25 protein-coding genes are annotated in these 20,339 nt (G+C 62.5%); 12 read left to right on the top strand and 13 right to left on the bottom strand.

What is annotated here, in order from left to right; all coding sequences use genetic code 11:
* Nucleotides 1-359: helix-turn-helix transcriptional regulator (locus tag NKJ06_RS28055; RefSeq protein ID WP_352811372.1), on the top strand; the 359-nt coding region annotated here is incomplete at its 5' end.
* Between the two features lie 58 nt (nt 360-417).
* On the opposite strand, the gene NKJ06_RS28050 is transcribed toward NKJ06_RS28055, so the two are convergent.
* From NKJ06_RS28050 to NKJ06_RS28040, 3 genes are all read right to left on the bottom strand, one after another.
* Nucleotides 418-1,113, bottom strand: a complete 696-nt coding sequence (locus NKJ06_RS28050) for a DUF1013 domain-containing protein (protein ID WP_023810957.1) — start codon at nt 1,111-1,113, stop codon at nt 418-420.
* 502 nt (nt 1,114-1,615) lie between these two features.
* A complete protein-coding gene (locus NKJ06_RS28045; RefSeq protein WP_352632791.1) occupies nt 1,616-1,756 on the bottom strand; it encodes a DUF1127 domain-containing protein in 141 nt (46 codons plus the stop codon).
* A 179-nt stretch (nt 1,757-1,935) separates the two neighbouring features.
* Nucleotides 1,936-2,946 carry an NAD(P)H-quinone oxidoreductase gene (locus tag NKJ06_RS28040; RefSeq protein WP_352632792.1) on the bottom strand — a complete coding sequence of 337 codons (1,011 nt, stop codon included), beginning with the start codon at nt 2,944-2,946 and terminating at the stop codon, nt 1,936-1,938.
* Nucleotides 2,947-3,059: 113 nt separating this feature from the next.
* On the opposite strand from NKJ06_RS28040, the gene NKJ06_RS28035 reads away from it, so the two are divergent.
* The 3 genes from NKJ06_RS28035 to NKJ06_RS28025 all read left to right on the top strand — a co-directional run bounded on the left by NKJ06_RS28035 (nt 3,060) and on the right by NKJ06_RS28025 (nt 4,884).
* Nucleotides 3,060-3,251, top strand: coding sequence for a DUF1192 domain-containing protein (locus NKJ06_RS28035; protein WP_352632793.1), 192 nt, complete (start codon nt 3,060-3,062; stop codon nt 3,249-3,251).
* Between the two features lie 89 nt (nt 3,252-3,340).
* The gene (locus NKJ06_RS28030) at nt 3,341-4,588 is read left to right on the top strand and encodes an MFS transporter (protein WP_352632794.1); all 1,248 of its coding nucleotides are present in this window, start codon (nt 3,341-3,343) and stop codon (nt 4,586-4,588) included.
* 32 nt (nt 4,589-4,620) lie between these two features.
* Nucleotides 4,621-4,884 carry an ArsR/SmtB family transcription factor gene (locus tag NKJ06_RS28025; RefSeq protein WP_352632795.1) on the top strand — a complete coding sequence of 88 codons (264 nt, stop codon included), beginning with the start codon at nt 4,621-4,623 and terminating at the stop codon, nt 4,882-4,884.
* Nucleotides 4,885-4,988: 104 nt separating this feature from the next.
* Here the strand turns inward: NKJ06_RS28025 and NKJ06_RS28020 are convergent, their stop codons facing one another.
* Both NKJ06_RS28020 and NKJ06_RS28015 read right to left on the bottom strand, forming a co-directional pair.
* Nucleotides 4,989-5,645, bottom strand: coding sequence for a glutathione S-transferase family protein (locus tag NKJ06_RS28020; RefSeq protein ID WP_352632796.1), 657 nt, complete (start codon nt 5,643-5,645; stop codon nt 4,989-4,991).
* Between the two features lie 97 nt (nt 5,646-5,742).
* On the bottom strand, nt 5,743-6,600 hold the full coding sequence (locus NKJ06_RS28015) for an alpha/beta fold hydrolase (protein ID WP_352632797.1): 858 nt from the start codon (nt 6,598-6,600) through the stop codon (nt 5,743-5,745).
* A gap of 100 nt (nt 6,601-6,700) precedes the next feature.
* On the opposite strand from NKJ06_RS28015, the gene NKJ06_RS28010 reads away from it, so the two are divergent.
* From NKJ06_RS28010 to NKJ06_RS28000, 3 genes are all read left to right on the top strand, one after another.
* Nucleotides 6,701-7,222: a winged helix-turn-helix transcriptional regulator gene (locus tag NKJ06_RS28010; RefSeq protein ID WP_352632798.1), complete on the top strand. Its 522-nt coding sequence runs from the start codon at nt 6,701-6,703 to the stop codon at nt 7,220-7,222.
* 78 nt (nt 7,223-7,300) lie between these two features.
* Nucleotides 7,301-7,534: a hypothetical protein gene (locus tag NKJ06_RS28005; protein WP_127296851.1), complete on the top strand. Its 234-nt coding sequence runs from the start codon at nt 7,301-7,303 to the stop codon at nt 7,532-7,534.
* 172 nt (nt 7,535-7,706) lie between these two features.
* A complete protein-coding gene (locus NKJ06_RS28000) occupies nt 7,707-8,138 on the top strand; it encodes a GlcG/HbpS family heme-binding protein (RefSeq protein ID WP_023810947.1) in 432 nt (143 codons plus the stop codon).
* A gap of 20 nt (nt 8,139-8,158) precedes the next feature.
* Here NKJ06_RS28000 and NKJ06_RS27995 read toward each other — a convergent pair whose 3' ends face one another.
* From NKJ06_RS27995 to NKJ06_RS27985, 3 genes are all read right to left on the bottom strand, one after another.
* Nucleotides 8,159-8,560 (bottom strand): hypothetical protein, encoded by a 402-nt coding sequence (locus tag NKJ06_RS27995; RefSeq protein WP_013529226.1) that lies wholly within the window; start codon nt 8,558-8,560, stop codon nt 8,159-8,161.
* Nucleotides 8,561-8,805: 245 nt separating this feature from the next.
* Nucleotides 8,806-8,988 (bottom strand): 50S ribosomal protein L32, encoded by a 183-nt coding sequence (gene rpmF / locus NKJ06_RS27990; RefSeq protein ID WP_008834724.1) that lies wholly within the window; start codon nt 8,986-8,988, stop codon nt 8,806-8,808.
* A 142-nt stretch (nt 8,989-9,130) separates the two neighbouring features.
* Nucleotides 9,131-9,892, bottom strand: a complete 762-nt coding sequence (locus NKJ06_RS27985; protein WP_352632799.1) for a biosynthetic peptidoglycan transglycosylase — start codon at nt 9,890-9,892, stop codon at nt 9,131-9,133.
* Between the two features lie 77 nt (nt 9,893-9,969).
* Between NKJ06_RS27985 and NKJ06_RS27980 the strand changes: the two genes are divergently transcribed.
* The 3 genes from NKJ06_RS27980 (at nt 9,970) to NKJ06_RS27970 (ending at nt 14,424) form a co-directional block, all read left to right on the top strand.
* Complete coding sequence (locus tag NKJ06_RS27980; protein WP_352632800.1) at nt 9,970-10,887, top strand: polyprenyl synthetase family protein; 918 nt, start codon at nt 9,970-9,972, stop codon at nt 10,885-10,887.
* Between the two features lie 161 nt (nt 10,888-11,048).
* Complete coding sequence (locus NKJ06_RS27975) at nt 11,049-11,855, top strand: class I SAM-dependent methyltransferase (protein WP_352632801.1); 807 nt, start codon at nt 11,049-11,051, stop codon at nt 11,853-11,855.
* Nucleotides 11,856-12,084: 229 nt separating this feature from the next.
* Nucleotides 12,085-14,424 carry a response regulator gene (locus NKJ06_RS27970; RefSeq protein ID WP_352811367.1) on the top strand — a complete coding sequence of 780 codons (2,340 nt, stop codon included), beginning with the start codon at nt 12,085-12,087 and terminating at the stop codon, nt 14,422-14,424.
* An 18-nt stretch (nt 14,425-14,442) separates the two neighbouring features.
* On the opposite strand, the gene NKJ06_RS27965 is transcribed toward NKJ06_RS27970, so the two are convergent.
* The 4 genes from NKJ06_RS27965 to NKJ06_RS27950 all read right to left on the bottom strand — a co-directional run bounded on the left by NKJ06_RS27965 (nt 14,443) and on the right by NKJ06_RS27950 (nt 17,962).
* Nucleotides 14,443-15,363, bottom strand: coding sequence for a Stf0 family sulfotransferase (locus NKJ06_RS27965; protein ID WP_352632803.1), 921 nt, complete (start codon nt 15,361-15,363; stop codon nt 14,443-14,445).
* Nucleotides 15,339-16,193: a transglycosylase SLT domain-containing protein gene (locus NKJ06_RS27960; protein ID WP_352632804.1), complete on the bottom strand. Its 855-nt coding sequence runs from the start codon at nt 16,191-16,193 to the stop codon at nt 15,339-15,341. Before NKJ06_RS27960 ends, NKJ06_RS27965 begins: the two co-directional genes overlap by 25 nt.
* A gap of 5 nt (nt 16,194-16,198) precedes the next feature.
* Nucleotides 16,199-17,449: a flavodoxin-dependent (E)-4-hydroxy-3-methylbut-2-enyl-diphosphate synthase gene (gene ispG, locus NKJ06_RS27955; protein WP_352632805.1), complete on the bottom strand. Its 1,251-nt coding sequence runs from the start codon at nt 17,447-17,449 to the stop codon at nt 16,199-16,201.
* A 333-nt stretch (nt 17,450-17,782) separates the two neighbouring features.
* Nucleotides 17,783-17,962, bottom strand: coding sequence for a YdcH family protein (locus NKJ06_RS27950; protein ID WP_013529217.1), 180 nt, complete (start codon nt 17,960-17,962; stop codon nt 17,783-17,785).
* Nucleotides 17,963-18,202: 240 nt separating this feature from the next.
* Here NKJ06_RS27950 and NKJ06_RS27945 point away from each other — a divergent pair, with 240 nt between their 5' ends.
* Complete coding sequence (locus NKJ06_RS27945) at nt 18,203-18,406, top strand: YdcH family protein (RefSeq protein WP_023757446.1); 204 nt, start codon at nt 18,203-18,205, stop codon at nt 18,404-18,406.
* A gap of 22 nt (nt 18,407-18,428) precedes the next feature.
* On the opposite strand, the gene NKJ06_RS27940 is transcribed toward NKJ06_RS27945, so the two are convergent.
* Nucleotides 18,429-19,217: an IclR family transcriptional regulator gene (locus NKJ06_RS27940; RefSeq protein WP_352632806.1), complete on the bottom strand. Its 789-nt coding sequence runs from the start codon at nt 19,215-19,217 to the stop codon at nt 18,429-18,431.
* Nucleotides 19,218-19,338: 121 nt separating this feature from the next.
* Between NKJ06_RS27940 and NKJ06_RS27935 the strand changes: the two genes are divergently transcribed.
* Nucleotides 19,339-20,211: a transporter substrate-binding protein gene (locus NKJ06_RS27935; protein ID WP_502905653.1), complete on the top strand. Its 873-nt coding sequence runs from the start codon at nt 19,339-19,341 to the stop codon at nt 20,209-20,211.
* The last annotated feature ends 128 nt before the right edge of the window (nt 20,212-20,339 follow it).

Genomic DNA, 20,339 nt, shown 5'->3' with positions numbered 1-20,339 from the left:
AGATCCACACGCCGATGTGGGTGGTCAGCGATGCCGCCCGCGAAGCAATCGACCTGATCGAGCGCGCGGTCGAAAAGCGCCAGGTGCTGACCATCGACTACTCGGACGAGGCCGGCCGCGGCACCGCCCGCGATATCCGCCCGCTTGGCTTGTGGTTCTGGGGCAAGGTGTGGACGCTGGTCGCCTGGTGCGAGATGCGCGACGATTTTCGCGCCTTCCGCATCGACCGCATCGCCTCGGTGGTCATCGCCGGCCGCATCTTCAAACCGGAGCGCGGCAAGCAGCTTGCCGACTTCTACCGGGCCGTGGAGCGCAGCGAGGATTACGGCATGGCGCCGGATCGCGCCGCGCGAACCTGAGAAAACGGCACAAAAAAGCCCGCTCGAAGCGGGCTTTTTCCATTGGGCGTGCGACGTCTCACTCGTCGTCGTCATTGTCCGTGTTCTTCGACTTCAGCGCCGAGAGCTTGGCGAACACGGCGTTGGCATCGAGTTCGGCATCCTCGTCCTTCGGTTTCTCGGGAGCCGGCACCAGCCGCTCGGTCAAGGCCGCCGGCAACAGCGTGTCACCGACCGGCTGCGCCTGTTCGCGACCGCGCGAGGCGCGATTGACTTCCATGTCGAGGTCGATCTGCGACGCAAGGCCCAGCGTCACCGGGTCCATCGGCTGCAGATTGGCGGAGTTCCAGTGCTTGCGCTCGCGGATCTGCTCGATCGTCGACTTGGTGGTGCCGACGAGGCGCGAGATCTGCGCGTCCTTGAGCTCGGGATGGTTGCGCACCAGCCAGAGAATTGCATTCGGCCGGTCCTGGCGCTTCGAAAGCGGCGTGTAGCGCGGACCCTTGCGCTTGGATTCGGGCACCCGCACCTTGGGGTCCGAAAGCTTGAGGCGCTGGTTCGGGTCTTTCTCGGCGCGCGCGATCTCGTCGCGGGTCAGCTGGCCGGTCATGATCGGGTCCATGCCCTTGATGCCTTGCGCCGATTCGCCGTCGGCGATCGCCTTGACCTCGAGCGGATGCAGCCCGCAGAACTGCGCGATCTGCTCGAAGGAAAGCGCGGTGTTGTCGACCAGCCAGACGGCGGTCGCCTTGGGCATAAGCAGCGTATTGGCCATTTAAAAAATCCTTCTCGTTCGCCCGCGTTCCCGCGCGGGCGGTGGTTTAGAGCCACCAAAATGGGAAATTCGCGGCCTGTATAACCGTTCCATTGTTGTTTCGCAATGTTTTTGGAAGCAACGGCAGGGCAACGAACTCGGGTTAACGGGTTCCTTCGCAGCCTTCGCCTGCGCATTGGCTGACGGAGCATCAAACGAAAAACCCGCCTTGCGGCGGGTCACTGGCGCAAATCAGCACCATGGACGAATATGTACCATAGCTGAGGGCACGGAGTCAAGAAAAAATTCCTATCGTGAAAAGCTGCCGGCACAAAAGCTGCTGACACCGCCGAACTGGCTGTCGCCAGGGCGCTCGCGCCATTGCCGCGAGCGAAACTGCGCCCAAAACGACAAAACCCGCCGGACAGGGTCCAGCGGGCTCGGAACCGGCGACGGCAAAACCGTCTGCTTCGGCTCTTGCTTCTACGGCATGGTCCGCTCCTTGGAGCGGACCATGCTCAAATCAGATGGCCCTGCGGGCGATCTTTTCGATATCGCCACGGTTGATGCCGAGATCGCTGAGCTGACGTGCGTTGAGGCGGTTCAGTTCGCGCACGGTCTCGTTGTACATGCGCCAGTTACGGAAAGCGCGGATCGGGTTCATGGTAGTCCTCCAAGGATTGTTCGTTTCGATGATGCTCAAATAGTCATCATCGATGAGGACTTGAATGGCTGATTTTGCATAGCAATGATGCAAATGCTGCATTGCAGCATTAAGCTTCTGTTCATCTCGTAGGCAGTGAGGCGCCGCTCAGGACGTGTCGAGATCCAAGCGATGCCGGCCTAGCCGACGTCGAGCACGATCTTGCCGATATGCTCGCCGTCTTCCATGCGCTCATGCGCCCGCCAGGCTTCGCTGAGCGGGAAGATCATGTCCATGACGGGAGCGACCTTGCGGGTACCGAGCAACGGCCATACCTGCGCTTCCAGCGCCGCCGCGATCGCCGCCTTGAACTCCACGGTGCGCGGCCTCAGCGTGGAACCGGTGTGGACGAGCCGCTTGACCATGATCTTCGAAAAGTCCGCGCTTGCGACAGCACCGGCCTGCACGGCGATCTGGACGATACGGCCTTCGACCGCCGCGGCCTCGTAGTTGCGCGCCACGTAGTCGCCGCCGACCATGTCGAGGATAACATTGGCGCCCTTGCCGCCCGTTGCCTCCTTCACCGCGGCAACGAAATCATCCTCGCGATAGTTGATCGCGCGGTCGGCGCCGAGCTTCAGGCAGGCATCGCATTTCTCCTTGCTGCCGGCAGTGGTGATCACATAGGCGCCGAAGGCCGAGGCCAGCTGGATTGCGGTGGTGCCGATGCCGGAAGAGCCGCCATGGACGAGCAGCGTCTCGCCGCGCTTCAGGCCGCCGCGCTCGAACACATTGTGCCAAACGGTGAAGTAGTTTTCCGGCGCGGCCGCAGCTTCGGTGTGGGTGAAGCCGGCCGGCAGCGGCAGGACGCTGCCGGCATGAACCTTGACATACTCGGCATAGCCGCCACCGGGCGTCAGCGCGCAGACGCGGTCGCCGATGCGCCAGCGCGATATGTCATCGCCAACGGCCGCCACTTCGCCCGACGCCTCGAGGCCCGGCAGGTCCGACGCGCCGGGCGGCGGCGGATAGGCGCCCTTGCGCTGCTGGATATCCGGCCGGTTGACGCCGGCGGCATGCACCTTGATCAGGATCTCGCCGGGACCGGGCTGCGGTACGTCGCGCGTTTCCGGCTTCAGCACCCGTGGGCCACCCGGCTCCGAGATCGCTATGGCCGTCATTCTTGCCGGAATTTTCTGTCCGTTCGCCATGACATTTCCCGTCTTTCCTCGCCGTTATCCGATCGGCTGTTTGCATCGACGCCCCTGCCCTATGTATGCTGATTGCCAAATCAGGCAAATGGCCAAATCAGGGAGGAGCGACGATGGCGATCTTCGACGACGAACCCAAGAAGGCGCGCCCGCACGAGATCGGGCAGGACCTCTCGCTGCTTTCCGTTGGCGAGCTGTCGGAACGCATCGGCATCTTGCGCGAGGAGATCGCCAGGCTGGAGGCCGAGCTCAAGGCCAAGGACACCACCAAATCGGCTGCCGAGGCGCTGTTCCGCCGCGGATAGAAGCGCGGGCGCAAAGCCCGCCGCCGAAAAACCCGAATGCGACTGTCCTCAGACCCAGCGCCCCTGTCAAACATGAGCCGGATCAAACAATGTTCGCAACCTACCGTCCGATCCTCTCGCTGCTTCGCGGCACCGCCTTCCTGCTGGCAGCGTCTGGATTGCACGGGCTGCTGCTGCCCCTACGCGGTCAGTTGGAAGGCTTCTCGACCGCATCGCTCGGCCTGATGGGCACGGCCTGGGCCGGCGGCTTCGTCACCGGCTGCTTCTTCGCGCCGCGCATCGTACGCCGCGCGGGCCACGTGCGCGCCTTCGGCGCCTTTGCCGCGTCGGGCGCCATCGTGGCGCTGCTCACCGGCCTGATCATCGACGAATATGTCTGGATCCTGCTGCGCGCCTTCACCGGCTTCACCATGGCCGGCGCCTTCATGGTCATCGAAAGCTGGCTGAACGAGAAGGCCACCAACGAGAATCGCGGCACCGTCTTCGGCCTCTACATGATGGTCACCTATGCCTCGATCATGGGCGGGCAGATGATCGTCGCCGGCGGCGACGTGAAATCGGCGTCGCTGTTCATGATCACCGGCATCCTGTTTTGCCTGTCGCTCATTCCGACCGCGGTCTCGACCGCCTCCCACCCCAAGCCGCTGCAGGATGTCTCGCTCGACGTCAAAGGCCTTTATGCCAATTCGCCGGTTTCGGCGGTCGCCTGCGTGTTGATCGGCATTGCCAACGGGGCCTGGGGCACGCTTGGCGCGGTCTACGGCGCCCGCATCGGCATCTCCACGGCCGAGATCGCCCTGATGATGAGCCTTGTGGTCGTTGCCGGTGCCGCCATGCAGCTTCCGGCAGGGCGCATGTCCGACAAGACCGACCGGCGTTTCGTGCTGGCGGGGGCGGCTTTCGGTGCGGCCTTGTTCGCGCTCATGATCTTCCTGTTCGAGCCACGCTCCGGCGTTTTCGTCATCGTCTTCACTGCAGCCTATGGCGCCTTCGCCTACACGCTCTATTCGATCGCCGTGGCGCATGCCAACGACCACGCGCGCTCGGAGGATTTCGTCAAGGTGTCGGGCGGCCTGCTGCTGCTCTACGGCTTTGGCACGATGATCGGACCCTTGCTGGCCGCCGCCCTGATGGGCTGGATGCGCCCGGAAGGCCTGTTCCTGGCGACCGCCTTCGCGCATCTTTGCCTGGCGGGCTATACGCTGCTGCGCATCAGCCGCCGCGCTCCGGTGCCGATCGGCGATCGTGACGCCTTCAAGACGCAGCCGGCCGACCGTTCGGTGACGCCGGAAGCATTGCGGCTTGATCCCAGAAGAAAAGCAGAAGCAGACGGTTGAGATTCGAAAGGCTTTGCCTCACTAATACAGGCATGATGTTTTCCGACGCCTTCATGGCGATTGCCGATCCCAATCGGCGCCATCTTCTGGAAGAACTTCGCCGCGGCCCGAAAACCGTCACCGAACTGGCCGCCGGCTTGCCGGTTTCACGCCCGGCCGTCTCGCAACATCTGAAAGTGCTGCTCGATGCCGGCCTGGTCAACGCCAAGCCGGAAGGGACGAGGCGCGTCTATGCGGTGAGCAACAACGGCTTCCTCAAACTCAACATCTGGCTCGATCAGTTCTGGGAAGCCTGACCCCGTTCGCAACACGCGCCGCGAAGATCAAGCTTCGCTGCGCAAGAAGGCGCCCCGCTCGGTCAGCACCCTCGCCCAGCTGGCTGACCGAAGCAGCATCGCGATCAGCCGTTGTTGTAAGGAAAGAACTTGAAGTAAGGCTGCGCCTCCTCGATCACCCGGGCGAAGGAAAGCCGCTGCAGCAGCCGGTCGTGATAGCGCTTCACGGCCGGGTAGTTGTCGCCGAACGGCTCGACCTTGTTGGCATAGAACAGCGCGGGGGATGCAGCGCAATCGGCCATGGTGAAGGCGTCGCCCATCGCCCAGGTCCTGGAGAGCATCTCCTGCTCGATGATGGCGTAGGAAATGCGCAGCTGGGCACGAGCCTGCTCGACGCCGAACGGATCGGTCTTGTCCTGCGGCCGTAGCCTATCACCGACGATCTTCTGCATCGGCTCCTGCACATAAAAATCATAGAAGCGATCGGCTTGGCGGATCGCCAGCGCCAGGTCTATGTCGGCGGGAACGAGGTCGACCGGCCCCGGATAGTGCGCGGCCAGATATTCGACGACGATGGTCGATTCCAACACTGTGCGGTCGCGCGCATCGTCGCGCAGCGCCGGCATCTTGCCTGTCGGCGAAATCTTCAGGAAGGCCGCGCGCGACTCGGCATCGCCGAGATCAACAATGACCGGCGAGAACGGCGTGCCGTTCTCGTACAGCGCGATCAGCGGCTTCCAGCAGAAGGAGGCCAGTGGATGGAAATGGAGTGTCAGGGACATGTCTTGCTCGTCGGTCTCGTGGTTCGTCGATGGCCGGCACTGCGCTGCCAACCGGAGGCAAATACTGAAGCATTAACTTTGCGACAGGCGCTGTCCGTCAAGGCCTGCTTTTGTCGCCGTAAGCGGCTTGGGTATGGGCGACGATAGCGGCGGATATCTTCGTCCAGTCGTCCGGATGCAGCTCATGGCCGCCGCCTTCGATGCGAATGATTTTCGCGCCGGAGACCGCCTCGGCCAGCGCCTCGCCATGCTCGACCGGGAAGATCGGATCCGCCGTGCCATGGATGACCAGCAACGGCGCCGTCATCTCGTGCAGCCGGCCCTTCCATGCGTCACCGCCCCGAAGCATGAAATGGTTGGTCGCGCTCAGGAAACCGCCGGAACGATCGTAGTCCCGCTCAACGAAGGCACGCATCCGGGCCTCGTCGAATGGGTGCGCGGTGCTGGCGATCGCCCGCGCATCCCTGACGATGAAATCGATGACCTGGCCACGATCCGACCAATCGACCTGAGCGCCCTCGGCTGAATGCTCGGCATAGGCATCGCCCGTCTGCGGCAGATGCGAAGTGTCTGTCCCCACCGGCGAACTGCTGATCACGGTCAGCGACGCGACGCGGGATGGGTGCTTGAGCGCCACAAGCTGTGCGATCATGCCGCCCATCGACATGCCGACGACATGCGCCTTGCCGATGCCGTGCTCGTCGAGGACATGCATCGCATCGTCCGCCATGTCGTCGAATGTGTAGGGCGGCTCGCCCGGTCTGTATTTGGTCGAACGGCCGGTATCGCGATTGTCATAGCGGATCACGAACAGGCCGGCATCGGTCAGTTTCCGGCACAATGCTTCCGGCCACCAGAGCATGGAGGCCATCGCTCCCATGATCAGCAACAGCGGTGGGTTTGCCGGATCGCCAAAGGACTCGGACATGATTATGGGACGTTCGATCGTCGTCATGGCGTAGTCTCCCTCTTCGCAATACTGATTGCATTTTGCAATCAGTTGCACGATAATAAAACTGATACGATAATGCAACCGGTTTTGGAGAAGAAATCTCATGAGCATGGATCGCCGGTCCGGATGCCCGATCAACCTGTCGCTGGAAGTGTTCGGCGACCGCTGGAGCTTGATCATCCTTCGCGACATGATCTTCGGCGGCAGACGCCACTTTCGCGAACTGCTCAACGGATCGATCGAAGGCATCGCCTCCAACATCCTCGCTGACCGGCTGAAGCGGCTGATGGAATTGGGCATGCTGACCAAGGCCGACGATCCGTCGCACAAGCAGAAGGCGATCTACAGCCTGACCGAGATGGCGATCACGCTGGTGCCGATCCTGGCCCATCTCGGCGCCTGGGGCCGCGTCTGGTTGCCGGTCAGCGACGAATTATCGATCCGCGCCGAACTCTTGGAAAAGGGCGGACAGCCGATGTGGGACAAGTTCATGGACGAGTTGCGCCACGAACACCTCGGCATGCCGCTCAACACAGCTTCGGGTCCTTCCGTCCGCGCGACCTTGCAGGCCGCCTATGAGGAGGTGGTTGCCAGCAAGGCGCTCGCCGCCAGCACGGCCGCGTAGCCAACTTTATTTTCCCGTTTGGAGCCCCGCTCTGCTAGAAGAGACGGAAAATCACAATTTACGGGATTGGATAAGGTCTTGGTTGAAAACTCTCGGGATGCTGCCCGCGCGCGCGCCGACCTGCGTTTCAAGAAGCAGGAAGAGGCGGCGACCGTCCGTCAGAAGGCAATGGCCGAATACGTCGCCGAGAGCGACGCCCGCCAGGCCAAGACCAACAAGCTGCGGGCGCTGCGTCTCGCCAAGGAAGCCGAAGATCTTGCCAATGCGCCGGCGGCACCCGCCAAGAAGCCGACCCGCGCCAAGAAAAAATAGCCGTCCCCCAGACACGTCTGGAGCGCCACAAGCGGCAACGCGTATCCGGATGGTGTCAGCGAAGGCCGCTTTCCATCCCGCCTCTTCACGCGAAGCAATTTCAACCGAAACGGGGATGTTATCTCGCCCGTCGACGGTCAATGATCGACGCGTTTTCAAACAGGAGACTGCCATGACCGCACTGCCGCTCGAAAAAGCCAGGCAAATCATCGATGCCGCCTTTGCCAAGGGCGCCGATCTCAAGCTCAAGCCGCTCGGCGTCTCGGTGCTGGATGCCGGCGGACATCTGGTCGCCTTCCAGCGCCAGGACGGCGCCTCGTTCCTGCGCCCGCAAATGTCGGCCGGCAAGGCCTATGGTGCACTGGCCATCGGCATGGGCTCGCGCAAAGTCGAGGCCTTCGCCAAGGAACGCCCGCATCTCGTCGCCGGCATCTCGGACGTCTCGGGCGGGCGCGTGCTGCCGGTCGTCGGCGGCGTGCTGATCCGCGACAAGGCCGGTGCCATCATCGGTGCCGTCGGCATTTCCGGCGATACGTCGGACAATGACGAGGCCGCGGCCATCGCCGGCATCGAGGCAGCCGGTTTCACCGCCGATCCGGGCTGAGCATCGGCGCCGGTCCGGCTCTAATTCAGATTGATGTCCCGGCTGGCCGACCGCATCGACACCGCGAATCCGGCCAGCACATCGAACAGCGCGATGACCATCAGCGTGAAGAAGACGGAATGGGCAGCGCCCTTCACCAGCAGGAACTCGACCAGGAACGCCACGAAGACCAGGGTCGACAGAAGGTGGTCCATGATCGAGGCATTGGTGGTGCGCACCGACTTCGCCATTTCGAGGAACAGGAAGATCAGCCCGATCAGCACCATCAGGTCGCCAAGCGTCATCGAGAACACCCCGCCCGACATCATGCTGAACGAGAAGACCTCGCTCGCCCACGGATCGTCACCGCTGCCGAATATTCCCAGCAGGCCGAGATTGTAGAGCACGAAAGGCACGATCAGCAGCGGAATGGCACCGAACATCTGGCGTCTCCATGTGGGGGCAATCCTTTGTAGAATGCGCCACAAGCACGCCGTCAAGATGTTTCGGTGGCAGCGTTGAACACGGTCGAAGACCGCACGCAACAACCATGTCAGTTGGTTGACCGGCTGGAGAACCGCGACGATTGCCGCCCACGCTTCGAAATGCGCGCTATTTCTCCGCCAAACGCAAAAAGACCGGCCACCGGCCGGTCATTTTGTAATTCAAACCTTTGGAAAAGCTGGTCTCAGCTTTCCTTGGGCGTCAACACCTGGCGACCGCGATACATGCCGGTCTTCAGGTCGATATGGTGCGGACGGCGCATTTCGCCGGAATTCTTGTCCTCGACATAGGTCGGGGCCTTGAGTGCGTCGGCCGAGCGGCGCATGCCGCGCTTGGACGGAGAGGTTTTTCGTTTCGGAACGGCCATGGATATGCTCCACTACATGGTCAAAAAGCCCCGCCCGCCCTCGTGAAAGGGCCATGTCGGGGCCGGAATCTGAGAAAGTCGGGTGCCCTATACACGCCCTGTGCCGTTTTGGCCAGCACTGGCGCGAATTTTTTTGAGTTGGCTAGCGCAGGCAACCGACATAGGCGCCGGAGCGGCCGGCGCGCCGCTCGATCAGATTGGCCAGCCGTCTCAGGCCCGGTCCGGGTTTGGCCGGATTTCGGGCGATCGGATTGGGCAAGGAGACGGCAAGCAGGGCGGCCTGCCGTCGTGACAGCTGTTTTGCCGAAACGCCGAAATGATGCTGTGCCGCAGCCTCGATACCGTAGATGCCCGGCCCCCATTCGGCGATGTTGAGATAGATTTCCATGATGCGCCGTTTAGACATCACCGCGTCGAAGTAGACGGCCAGCGGCAGTTCGACCACTTTGCGCACCGAACCCAGCGGCCGCGACCAGAGAAAGAGGTTCTTCACCGTCTGCATGGTGATGGTGGAGGCGCCGCGCGTTGCTTCACCGGCCAGCGCGTCGTCGACGACGCCCCGCAATTCGCCGAGATCGACGCCACGATGGAAGCAGAACTGCCCGTCCTCCGACATGATGACGGAATTGGCCAGCACCGGCGACACGTCATCGATCGATACCCAGCGGCGCTCATAGCCGGAGAATGTCGCCAGGTCCTTCAGCATCAGCGTCGAGACCGGATGCACGAAGAATGGCAGGTACAGGAGCGTCAGCACCGTCGGTATAAACGCCAGCACCGCGGCCACGGTGATACCGCGCCGGACCCAGCGTTTGAGACTGCGGCGGTTCACGCCTCGCGATCTCGTCGCCATGTCCAGCTTTTCGGTTTCATGATCGACGATCGGTTCCGCCAAGCCGCCCAACCCGTGCTCTCCCTGCCCCGGCATAATGGCGCTTGGCTTCTTGCGCAATGTCTGAGTGTCGGCTACCGGTCCCGACCATGACGAATGACGACGAAATGGCGTTCGAAATGGCGCTTATCAGACGGGCAGCCGCCGTCGAGGTGCTGCTGCGGCGGTTGCTCGACGATCGTTCGCTTTCGGGCGAGATCGCCCGGCCTGACCGGCTGATGGCTGCGATGCGCCACGGCGTGCTGAACGGCGGCAAGCGCCTGCGCCCCTTCCTGGTCATGGAAAGTGCGGCCCTTTTTTCCGCTGACGGCGAGGCGGCACTGCGCGTCGCGGCAGCACTTGAATGCGTGCATTGCTATTCGCTGATCCACGACGACCTGCCCGCCATGGACGACGATGATTTGCGCCGCGGCCAGCCGACGGTGCACAAGGCCTTCGACGAGGCGACCGCCATCCTGGCCGGCGACGCCTTGCTGACGCTGGCATTCGACATCATCGCCGGCGAGGCGACCGCTCTGCCGGCGGAACGGCGGGTAGCCCTGGTGCTGGCGCTTGCTCGTGCGGCCGGAGCCGGTGGCATGGTCGGCGGCCAGAAGCTCGACCTCGAAGCCGAACAGGCGCCGCCGGACGAGACCGGCATCATCCGGCTGCAGGCGATGAAGACCGGCGCGCTGATCCGCTTCGCTTGCGAGGCAGGCGCACTCATTGCCGGCGCCTCCGCCGAGGATCGCGAGCGGCTGGCCGAATTCGGTTCCGCGATCGGCCTTGCCTTCCAGCTTGCCGACGACCTGCTCGACCTGACCGCCGATGCCAGCCAGATGGGCAAGGCGACCGGCAAGGACGCTGCCGCCGGCAAGGCGACGCTGGTCGCGCTGCATGGCGCGAATTGGGCGCGCAGCCAGCTTCACGGCCTCGTCGAACAGGCGCATGCACTGCTTGAGCCCTATGGCGACGGTGCCCAGCTTCTAAAGGAAGCGGCGACGTTCGTGGCGGCGCGTAACAGCTGAGGTTGGACCCAACCAGGACATCGGACTGACCGAAGCATGCTCGTCCTCCGCCGGCCGGTTCAGAAATAGAACTTGAGTGGAAGCCTGCCGAAGCAGAGGATCGATATGGCTTTGCCATCCACACGGCAACCACGCGGTGCGGACACAGTTGGAGGGATGCCATGTCGACCACCGACAAGCTGTTCACCGGTTCCATTCCCGAGATCTACGACCGGGCGATGGTGCCGCTGATCTTCGAGCCTTATGCGCAGGATCTGGCGGAGAGAGTGTCGAAGCTCGGGCCGCAATCGGTGCTCGAAGTGGCGGCGGGCACCGGTGTGGTGACGCGTGCGCTGGCAGCAAGATTGCCGGCGCAAACACGCATCGTGGCCACCGACCTTAACCAGCCCATGCTCGACCACGCGCGCACGCGGATGACGGACGATCCTCGTATCATCTGGCAGCAGGCCGACGCCCAGGCGCTGCCCTTCGAGGATGCCCGGTTCGACGCCGTGGTCTGCCAATTTGGCGCGATGTTCTTCCCCGATCGGGTGGCCGCCTATGGCCAAGTTCGGCGGGTGATGCGACCGGGCGGGCATTTCCTGTTCAACGTCTGGAGTGCCATCGAAGAGAACGAGTTCGCCGAAGAAGCAACGCGGGCGCTCGGCGATTTCTTCCCCGCCGATCCACCTCGCTTCATGGCGAGGACCCCGCACGGCTATCACAATGCGGACGTCATCCGCGCCGACCTGCATGCCGCCGGATTTCGCGACGTCACCATCGAGCCTCTGGGCGCCGTGAGCGCCGCTCCGTCGCCGTATGAGGCGGCCGTGGCTTATTGCCAGGGCACGCCCCTGCGGGCCGAGATCGAGGCCCGCGGCGGCTCGCTGGAGGAGGTAACGCGACACGTTGCAAATGCCATGGGGAAACGGTTCGGGGAAGGTCCGGTGAGAGGCCGCATCCGCGCCCTCGTCGTGACGGCAGCCTGATGCATGTCGCTCAAAAGTCTGCTCGGTTTGGAAGACATGCATAAAAACAAACATCTGAAGCGGATCGCCTGAATTCCGTTCAGACGCCACACGCTTTGGCGACGAAAGGACGGTCAAAAAGCTGTCATCTATCCGGTGGTCCGCATGGTTCCCCTATCCACACGAAATTTTAATGTAAATGAAGCGTAATCCCGACCATTAAAATGGTGCGTATGTGTTGGGGTTGCGCATGCCTGAATATTCGTCCTTCATCCGGTCGGTCCGGATTCGCTATATTTCAGGATTGCTGATCTTCGCCCTGGCCTCGACCGCCATCGTGCTTGCGCTCGATCGTGTCAATTCCTTTCGCCGGGACATCGATGCGCTGAGCAGCAACCTCGTCGTCTTCACCCGCGACCTGCGCAACGCGACCAGCTTCGCCGAGACGACCGGCACCGCCTGGCGGGCGGAGACACGCGATGCGCTGACCACATCGGCGCGCGGCCATTCAGAACGCCTGACCGGTGAGATCGAGATACTGACCGCGCAGTTTGCAGCGGTCCGGCCGCGCCTGTCGACCAAGACCGTCAACGAACTCCAATCCGCTTCCGTCAACGGCGACCTGTTCTGGTCGCCGCGCGACATGGTGCGCAACTTCAACCTGATGTCGGTGGCGCAGAAGGTCGATGAATGGAGCTATCGCGAAATCCGCAACCAGAACGACCTGTTCGCCCAGCCCATGCTGGTCCGCGTCCGCACCGCCATGGACGATGAGCGCCATCTGGCCGATGCCTCCAGCGACAGGCTGCTGCTGTGGGCGAGCGGCATCCTGTTCGCAGCCCTTGCCATCGTCGCCTTCTGGATCTTCCGGCCGATGGAAGTGGCGATCCGCCGCGCCTTTGCCGAATCCGCCGAATCCCTGTTCAAGGCCGAGGCAGCCGACCGCGCCAAGTCGGAATTCCTGGCCAATATGAGCCATGAAATCCGTACGCCGATGAATGGTGTGCTCGGTATGGCTGAACTGCTGGCCAAGACCGATTTGACGGCGCGTCAGAAGACCTTCACCGACGTCATCGTCAAATCCGGTAACGCGCTGCTCACCATCATCAACGACATTCTCGATTTTTCGAAGATCAATGCCGGGCAACTCACCCTCGATCCTGCTCCCTTCCGTCTCTCCGAGGCGGTCGAGGATGTGGCGACGCTGGTCTCGGCACGCGTCGCCGAAAAGAACCTCGAACTGATCGTGCGTGTCGACCCGCGCCTGCCGGCCCATGTCGTCGGCGACGCCGGCCGGTTCCGGCAGATCATCACCAACCTGCTCGGCAACGCGGTGAAGTTCACCGAAAAAGGTCATGTGCTGATCGATGTCGGCGGCGAGATCGTCAATGACGTGGTCCAGCTCAAGGTTCGCGTCGAAGACACCGGCATCGGCATCCCGGCCGAAAAGCTGCAGAACGTGTTCGAGAAATTCGCCCAGGTCGCCGGTTCGTCGACCCGCCGCCACGAGGGCACTGGCCTTGGCCTCGCCATCGCCGCCCGCCTCGTCGACTTGATGGCAGGCAAGATTGGCGTCGAGAGCGAGATCGGCCGCGGCTCGGTTTTCTGGTTCGCGGTGCCGTTGCCGGCGCATCAGGCCGCGGCTCGCGACGAGATCGTGCCGGTCGACGTCACCGGCGCGCGCGTGCTGGTCATCGACGACAATCCGGTCAACCGAGAAATCCTGCTCGAGCAGCTCAGAAGCTGGAGCTTCGATTGCGCCGCCGCCGAAAGCGGCGCCGTGGGCCTGGCCTTCCTCGATCGCGCCTGCCAACTGGGAGCCGCCGTCGACTGCATCATCCTCGACTACCAGATGCCGGGCATGAACGGCGCCGATGTCGCCAGAGCCATTGCTTCCGACAGCCGGCTGTCTTCCATCCCGGTGGTATTGCTGACCTCGGTCGACCAGGTCGATTTCGGCAAGATGATCATCGACTTCGGCATTGCCGCGCACCTGACCAAGCCGGCGCGCTCCGCGGTCCTGCTCGGCACCGTCATCTCGGTCGTCCAGAAGGCCCGCTCGCAGGTCGGCAAGGCGCAGTTCGTCCGCGAACCGATCGTGCAGGCTCCGCCGACAGCGCCGCCTGCCTTCACCGTCATTCGCGGTCCGGCGATGCCGGTCGCGTTGGTGCCGGAATCGACGGCCACGCCGAACGGACCGATCGACATCCTCATTGCCGAGGACAATGACGTCAACCGGCTGGTGTTCGGCCAAATCCTCAACGGGTTGGGCCTCAGCTACCGCATCGCCGGCAACGGCCGCACGGCGGTCGAGATGTACCGGGCGCTGCGCCCCAAGCTGATCCTGATGGATGTCTCGATGCCGGAGATGAACGGCTACGAAGCAGCCCGCGCCATCCGAGCCATGGAGGTCTCGACGGGCACCCACATACCGATCATCGGCGTCACCGCGCATGCGCTGAAGGGCGATCGCGACAAGTGCATCGAAGCCGGTATGGACGACTATCTGCCGAAGCCGGTTTCGCCCGACCGCCTCGGCACCAAGATCGGCACCTGGCTCAGCGAAACGGTGGTGGCGAAGACGGCGTAGCCTGCATCCGCAAATGCCTCAGACGGCCGCGTCCAGTTGATAGCGGCGCATCCAATCGAGGCTAGTGTCGTCGGAGAGCTTTGCAACGCCAGGGCTTACATCCTCGGCGTCGGGTGCTCGGACCCCCAGGGCTTCGCAGATGATCAGCAAGGTCGCAGCCGGATTCGCGGCGAGGCGCTCATAGCTGACCCGCAGCGGGACTATGCCTTGCTCTTCGAACCAAATGTTCCAGGCTGCGTCATGGGTCTCGAGTTCCGTGACCTCTCGTTTGATACGCTCGAAATCATATTGGGGCTCTTTCGGTGGTGCGACTCTTTCGATCTCGGTGCCGTCGGGAGCGATATGCCAAAGACCGGTCTGCTCTGCCTTGATCAGGGAGACAGCCTGCGCAAGCTTGTCCTCTCGCGAGAGGTGTATGTAGAGAATTTGGCCGAATGCTCTTTCGAACCGCGCTCTGTCAGATGGCAGCTTTGGGAAAATCCGGTCGAGGATTGCCGAAAGCTCGTCCAGATTTTCGCGCATCAGACGAAGGCCGAAAATGCTTGTGCCACCCTTGCCGGCATCGATCGCCGCATCGAGATAGGCGACATTGAAGTCGAGCTCGCTCATCGTGTCGCGGTCAGGCAGCTTCCACTCTTCGGCCCACTCCGGCACGTCCTGCCGCCGATAGAACGAGTGAGGATCGCCGGCCGTCTTCGTGGACGCCAGGAGCTTGCACAGCAAAGTGCTGCCGGTCCTCGGCGTGCCGCAGAGAATGTAGCCGTCAAACATATAACGCCCGTGCCGCTCGCCGGAGGCGGGGCCCGCGGCTAAATGATGGCCGCCGCTATAGCTGAAATCTTTGCTGGATGCGACGGGCTGGCGGTCGCCTTCAAATGTCTCTCGGACAAACACCCTGTCGGCAGCGGACCAAATTACCGGTTGCGCACCACCACGCACGCCCCGCCGATGCTTTGCAATTTCTGGCAGATGACGTTGGCATCGGCGCGGTCGTCGACCCCGATCCGGACTGCGTAGATGCCGCGCCGGCCGATTGGCGTGCGCACCCGGCTGACCACCGGATCATGTCCGCTGAGCAGGGCCGGGAACCGGCTTCTTACCCTGAGCCACTGGTTGATCGCGGCACTGCGGCGGAAGTTGCCGGCCACCTGGATGCCCCACGGTTTTATGTTGATCGAGGCCATCGCCACGGTCCGCGACATGATCACCGGCAGCCTGCGGCAGGCGACGGCAAAATCCGACTTTGTGTCGAGCGGCTCAATCTGTCCGGCATAGGCCCGGTCGGTGAACTTGTCGGCCGGCTCGCCCATGATATCGAAGACATAGCTCTCGGTCTCCATCGGCAGGAAGCCGCCGGAACTGAGCCAGCGCGACACCCGGCTTTCGCCGGCATTGTAGGCGGCCGCCGCCAGCCCGAGATTGCCGTAGCCGGTTTTCATTTCGGCGAGATATCTAGCCGACGCCGGGATCGCCTGGTTGATGTCGAAGGAATTGGCCAGCCCGCGCATCTTGGCGGTGCCCGGCATGAACTGGGCGATGCCTTCGGCGCCGACCGGGCTGACGGCGTTGGGATCGAACCGGCTTTCCTTCCAGATCAGCCGGGCGAAGAAATCCCTGGGCAGACCATTCTGATCGGCATGTGCCTGGATCAGGTTGCAGACCTTGTCGATCAGCCTTTGCTTGGCGGATTGCGGCGGATCTGCCTGAACCAGCGTCGACCAGCCCAGCCCGCACAACAGGATCAGCGTCGCCCAGAGGAAACGCTGCATCTGATCTACTCGGCCGCGGCTTTGCCGCGACCAAACCGTTGCTCGATATAGTCGGCGACCATTTTCTCGAAATCCGCCGCGATCGACGGCCCGCGCAGCGTCGCCGCCTTCTTGCCGTCGACGAAGACAGGCGCCGTCGGCGTCTCGCCGGTGCCGGGCAGCGAAATGCCGATGTCGGCATGCTTGGACTCGCCCGGACCGTTGACGATGCAGCCCATCACCGCGACCTTGAGGTTCTCGACGCCGGGATATTTTTCGCGCCACACCGGCATGTTCTTGCGCAGATCCGCCTGGATGTTCTGGGCGAGTTCCTGGAACACGGTGGAGGTCGTGCGACCACAGCCGGGGCAAGCCGCAACGATCGGCACGAACTGCCTGAACCCCATGGTCTGCAGCAATTCCTGCGACACCTGCACCTCCCGTGTGCGGTCGCCATTCGGCTCCGGCGTCAGCGAAATGCGAATAGTGTCGCCAATGCCTTGCTGGAGCAGGATGCCCATCGCGGCCGACGAAGCCACGATGCCTTTCGAGCCCATGCCGGCTTCGGTGAGGCCGAGATGCAGCGCATGGTCGGAGCGGGTGGCGAGTTCGGTATAGACGGCGATCAGGTCCTGCACGCCGCTGACCTTGGCCGACAGGATGATTTTCTCGCGGCCAAGGCCGATCTCTTCCGCCATCTCGGCCGACAGGATCGCCGACTGTACGATCGCCTCGCGCATCACCTCTTGCGCCGTCAGCGGAAAACCCTTGTCCTGGTTGTCGTCCATCAGCCGGGTCAAAAGCTCCTGGTCGAGCGAGCCCCAATTGACACCGATGCGCACCGGCTTGTCATACCTGATCGCCATCTCGACGATATCAGCGAACTGCCGGTCCTTCTTGTCCTTGAAGCCGACATTGCCGGGGTTAATCCGATATTTGGCCAGCGCCTCGGCGCAGGCCGGATGGTCCGCCAAAAGCTTGTGGCCGATATAGTGGAAATCGCCGACCAGCGGCACGTTGATGCCGAGACGCTGAAGCCGCTCATGAATGCGCGGCACGGCGGCCGCACTCTCGTCGCGATCGACGGTGATGCGCACGATCTCGGAGCCGGCACGGTGGAGTGCTGCAACTTGCGCAACAGTCTGGTCGATATCGGCCGTGTCGGTGTTGGTCATCGACTGCACGACAACGGGCGCGCCGCCGCCGACGACCACGCCGCCGACATCGACGCCGACCGAGGTGCGGCGGGGGAAAGGAGAGGAAAAATATCCGGTCATGCCGGCAGCCTTTTGTCTTTGGAGCGCCATGCGTCCACTTGAACGCACAAAGTGCGCTCCGGGCCGATGCGCTAAAGTCCGGGCATGAGGTGGAGGAGCAAAGATGGCTTGTCAATGGCGACAGGTCGCCACTGGCCGGAATCGGCCCGCCGCCAGGGACCAGAAACAATCGATGATCTGGCGAAATCTGGTGACAGCCGAGCGGAAATTAAAGCGGGTGGAAGTCCGGCTCAGGCTGATGGCCAGTGCTGGAAATCAAAACCCATCACGCCGGCGGCAGGTGCCGCCGGGAAAAAGAGGCCGCGGATGGTAAGCGACTATGTCAGGAGGACATCAATGCGTGGTCGGTTTCCCTCTCAGTTTTTCAATCTCGTCCTTGAGTGCCAACTTGCGTCGCTTGAGATTCACGATTTCGAGGTCATCGACCGATGGATGGTTCATCGCGTCATCGATTTCACGTTCGATGTCGCCGTGTTTCCGCTGCAACTCATCAAGATGGGATGCAAGAGACATGATTGGTTCTCCCTTTCATGGTTTCCTCGATTGCAGCCGTCATGGCGCGTCCACCGCAGGTTCGCTTCTGTGACGGCATGATGACAGTGTGTCACCTTCCGGCAGCGATGTCGAATGATCCGTGGTAGCATTCCACGACAATGTGAAATGTGATATGGGCTGCGCGCCGGTTGTAAAATCCCACCGGCCCCGCCCAATCAGGCCCATTTTTGGGCGCCGCAGACGTGCAGACGGTAGATAATGTCCGATCAGGAACAGGCTGATATCCGGCTCGAATATTCCCGGCTGAAGCAGGAGCACGCCGATTTCGATGCGGCCATCAACGCCATGATCGCCATGGCCTGCGATCCACTGCAGATTCAGCGCATGAAGAAGAAAAAGCTGTTCCTCAAGGACCGGCTGATGGCGCTGGAAGACAAGATCATTCCCGACATCATTGCCTGAAGGGCGCGTACGCTTTCGAGCGCTATCCGGCGATCGAAAGCTTCGCGGCGCGGTTGCGCAGCAGGCCGATGAGCTCACCGGTCCGCTCCTCGGACGTATCGATGGGGACCACCAGGCACATCGTCGCCTCGACCTTGCCGGGCGCTGAAAAGACCGGCGCGGCAAGGCACTTCGTATAAGCATCGACAAGGCCCGAGGTGATGCAATAGCCTGCGACTTGTGCCTTTGCGATGTCGTTGACAAAATCGTCGAGCCGCAGTTTGCGCCCGTCGGGCAGCACGAGATCGTCGTCGGACACCATGCCTTCGATCTCAGCCCTCTCCAGTCCCGCCAGAAGCAGCCGCCCCGAAGCGGTCCAGGGCAGCGGTATCTGCAAGCCCGTGGCGGAGCTGATCCGGAAAGGCCTGGTGCCAGGGCTCGCGTGGACGATCGTGTAGCGACCGCTTTGCAGCATGCACAGTTCTGAAGTCTCGCCGGTCTCGCGCGACAGGTTGTCGACCTCCTGGCGCCCTCGCCTCAGAAGGTCGTTGCCGCGCACATAGTCCATTCCATAGAGATAGAGCTTCTTGCCGAAATAGACGCGATTGCCGTCGCCTGCCATCTCCAGCAGGCCCGCATCGACCAGCGACCGCACCAACGTGTAGGTCGTCGAGCGGGGTGCATTCACCCCTTTGGCAAGGTCGCCAATGCCGATCGCCCGCTGGGTCGTGTGAAGAAACTCCAGAATCTCGAGCACCCGGTTAAGCCCCTTTTCACGGGAGCCCGAGATTTTCTCGTCGGCTGAAATCACGGAGGCATTGCCATCTTGCATTGTCGATTCCCGGTGTTAATATCTGTCTTGTACAGGATACACTCGTCTCTTGTAAGAGACAAAATCACCGACGCGTGTCTTGCCTGTGTACAAGGGGAACACAACATGAAAGGAGGTCGCCGTGAACGACACATCCGGAAGACGTGATTTTCTGAAAATGGGAATGGCAGGGCTGGCCACGGCCGGCGTGCTGGCAACCGTCGATGCCCGGAAGGCCGCGGCCCAGGCAGCATCCGACAGCCTGCTGCGCACCGTGCTCGATCGCGGCAAGCTGATCGTCGGCACCGGCAGCACCAACGCACCGTGGCACTTCGAGAACGATGCCGGCGAACTGGTCGGCATGGACATTACCATGGGGCGCATTCTCGCCAAGGGCCTTTTCGACGATCCGACCAAGGTCGAGTTCGTCATGCAGGATCCGGCACAGCGCATCCCCAACGTGACCACCAACAAGGTCGACATCACCATCCAGTTCATGACCATGAGCGCGCAGCGCTCGCAGCTGATCAACTTCTCCCGACCATACTACGTCGAAGGCGTTGCCTTGCTGACGCTTCCGACCGCCGAGAACAAGACTTTCGACAAGCTGCTTGCCGCAGGCTCGGCAACGCGTGTTTCCATCCTGCAGAACGTCGATGCGGAAGCCTCCGTGCACATCGCTCTGCCGCAATCGCAGGTGATGCAGATCGACACCCAGGCCAACGTGCTGCAGGCGCTGGAATCGAAGCGTGTCGACGCTGCCGCGGTCGATCTTTCGACCGTGCGCTGGCTCGCCTCGCGCAATCCGGACAAATACTTCGATGCCGGCAAGAGCTGGTTCTCGATGCTTTACGGCGCGGCGCTCCGGCAAGGCGATCTCGACTGGCTGACCTTCGTCAACCAGACCTTCACCATCGCCATGTTCGGTCACGAAACGGCGCTCTATGACGCCGCCTTCAAGGACTATTTCGGGCAGGAGCCGCCAGCGCGCCATCCTGGCTTCCCGGTCATCTGACCTGCAACGGACGGACGGGCGCCTCCCGCGCCCGTCCGTCTCCCGCAGGCCTGCGGCCCCGCGGCGCACGCATGGGCTATGGCCGCAACTTGAACCGGATCTGGCGGCCTTTCGCCAAGCGGTGGGGG

It is taken from the genome of Mesorhizobium sp. M0293, assembly GCF_040321735.1.
Lineage (GTDB): Bacteria > Pseudomonadota > Alphaproteobacteria > Rhizobiales > Rhizobiaceae > Mesorhizobium.
This window is presented reverse-complemented; position numbering and strand designations above follow the sequence as displayed.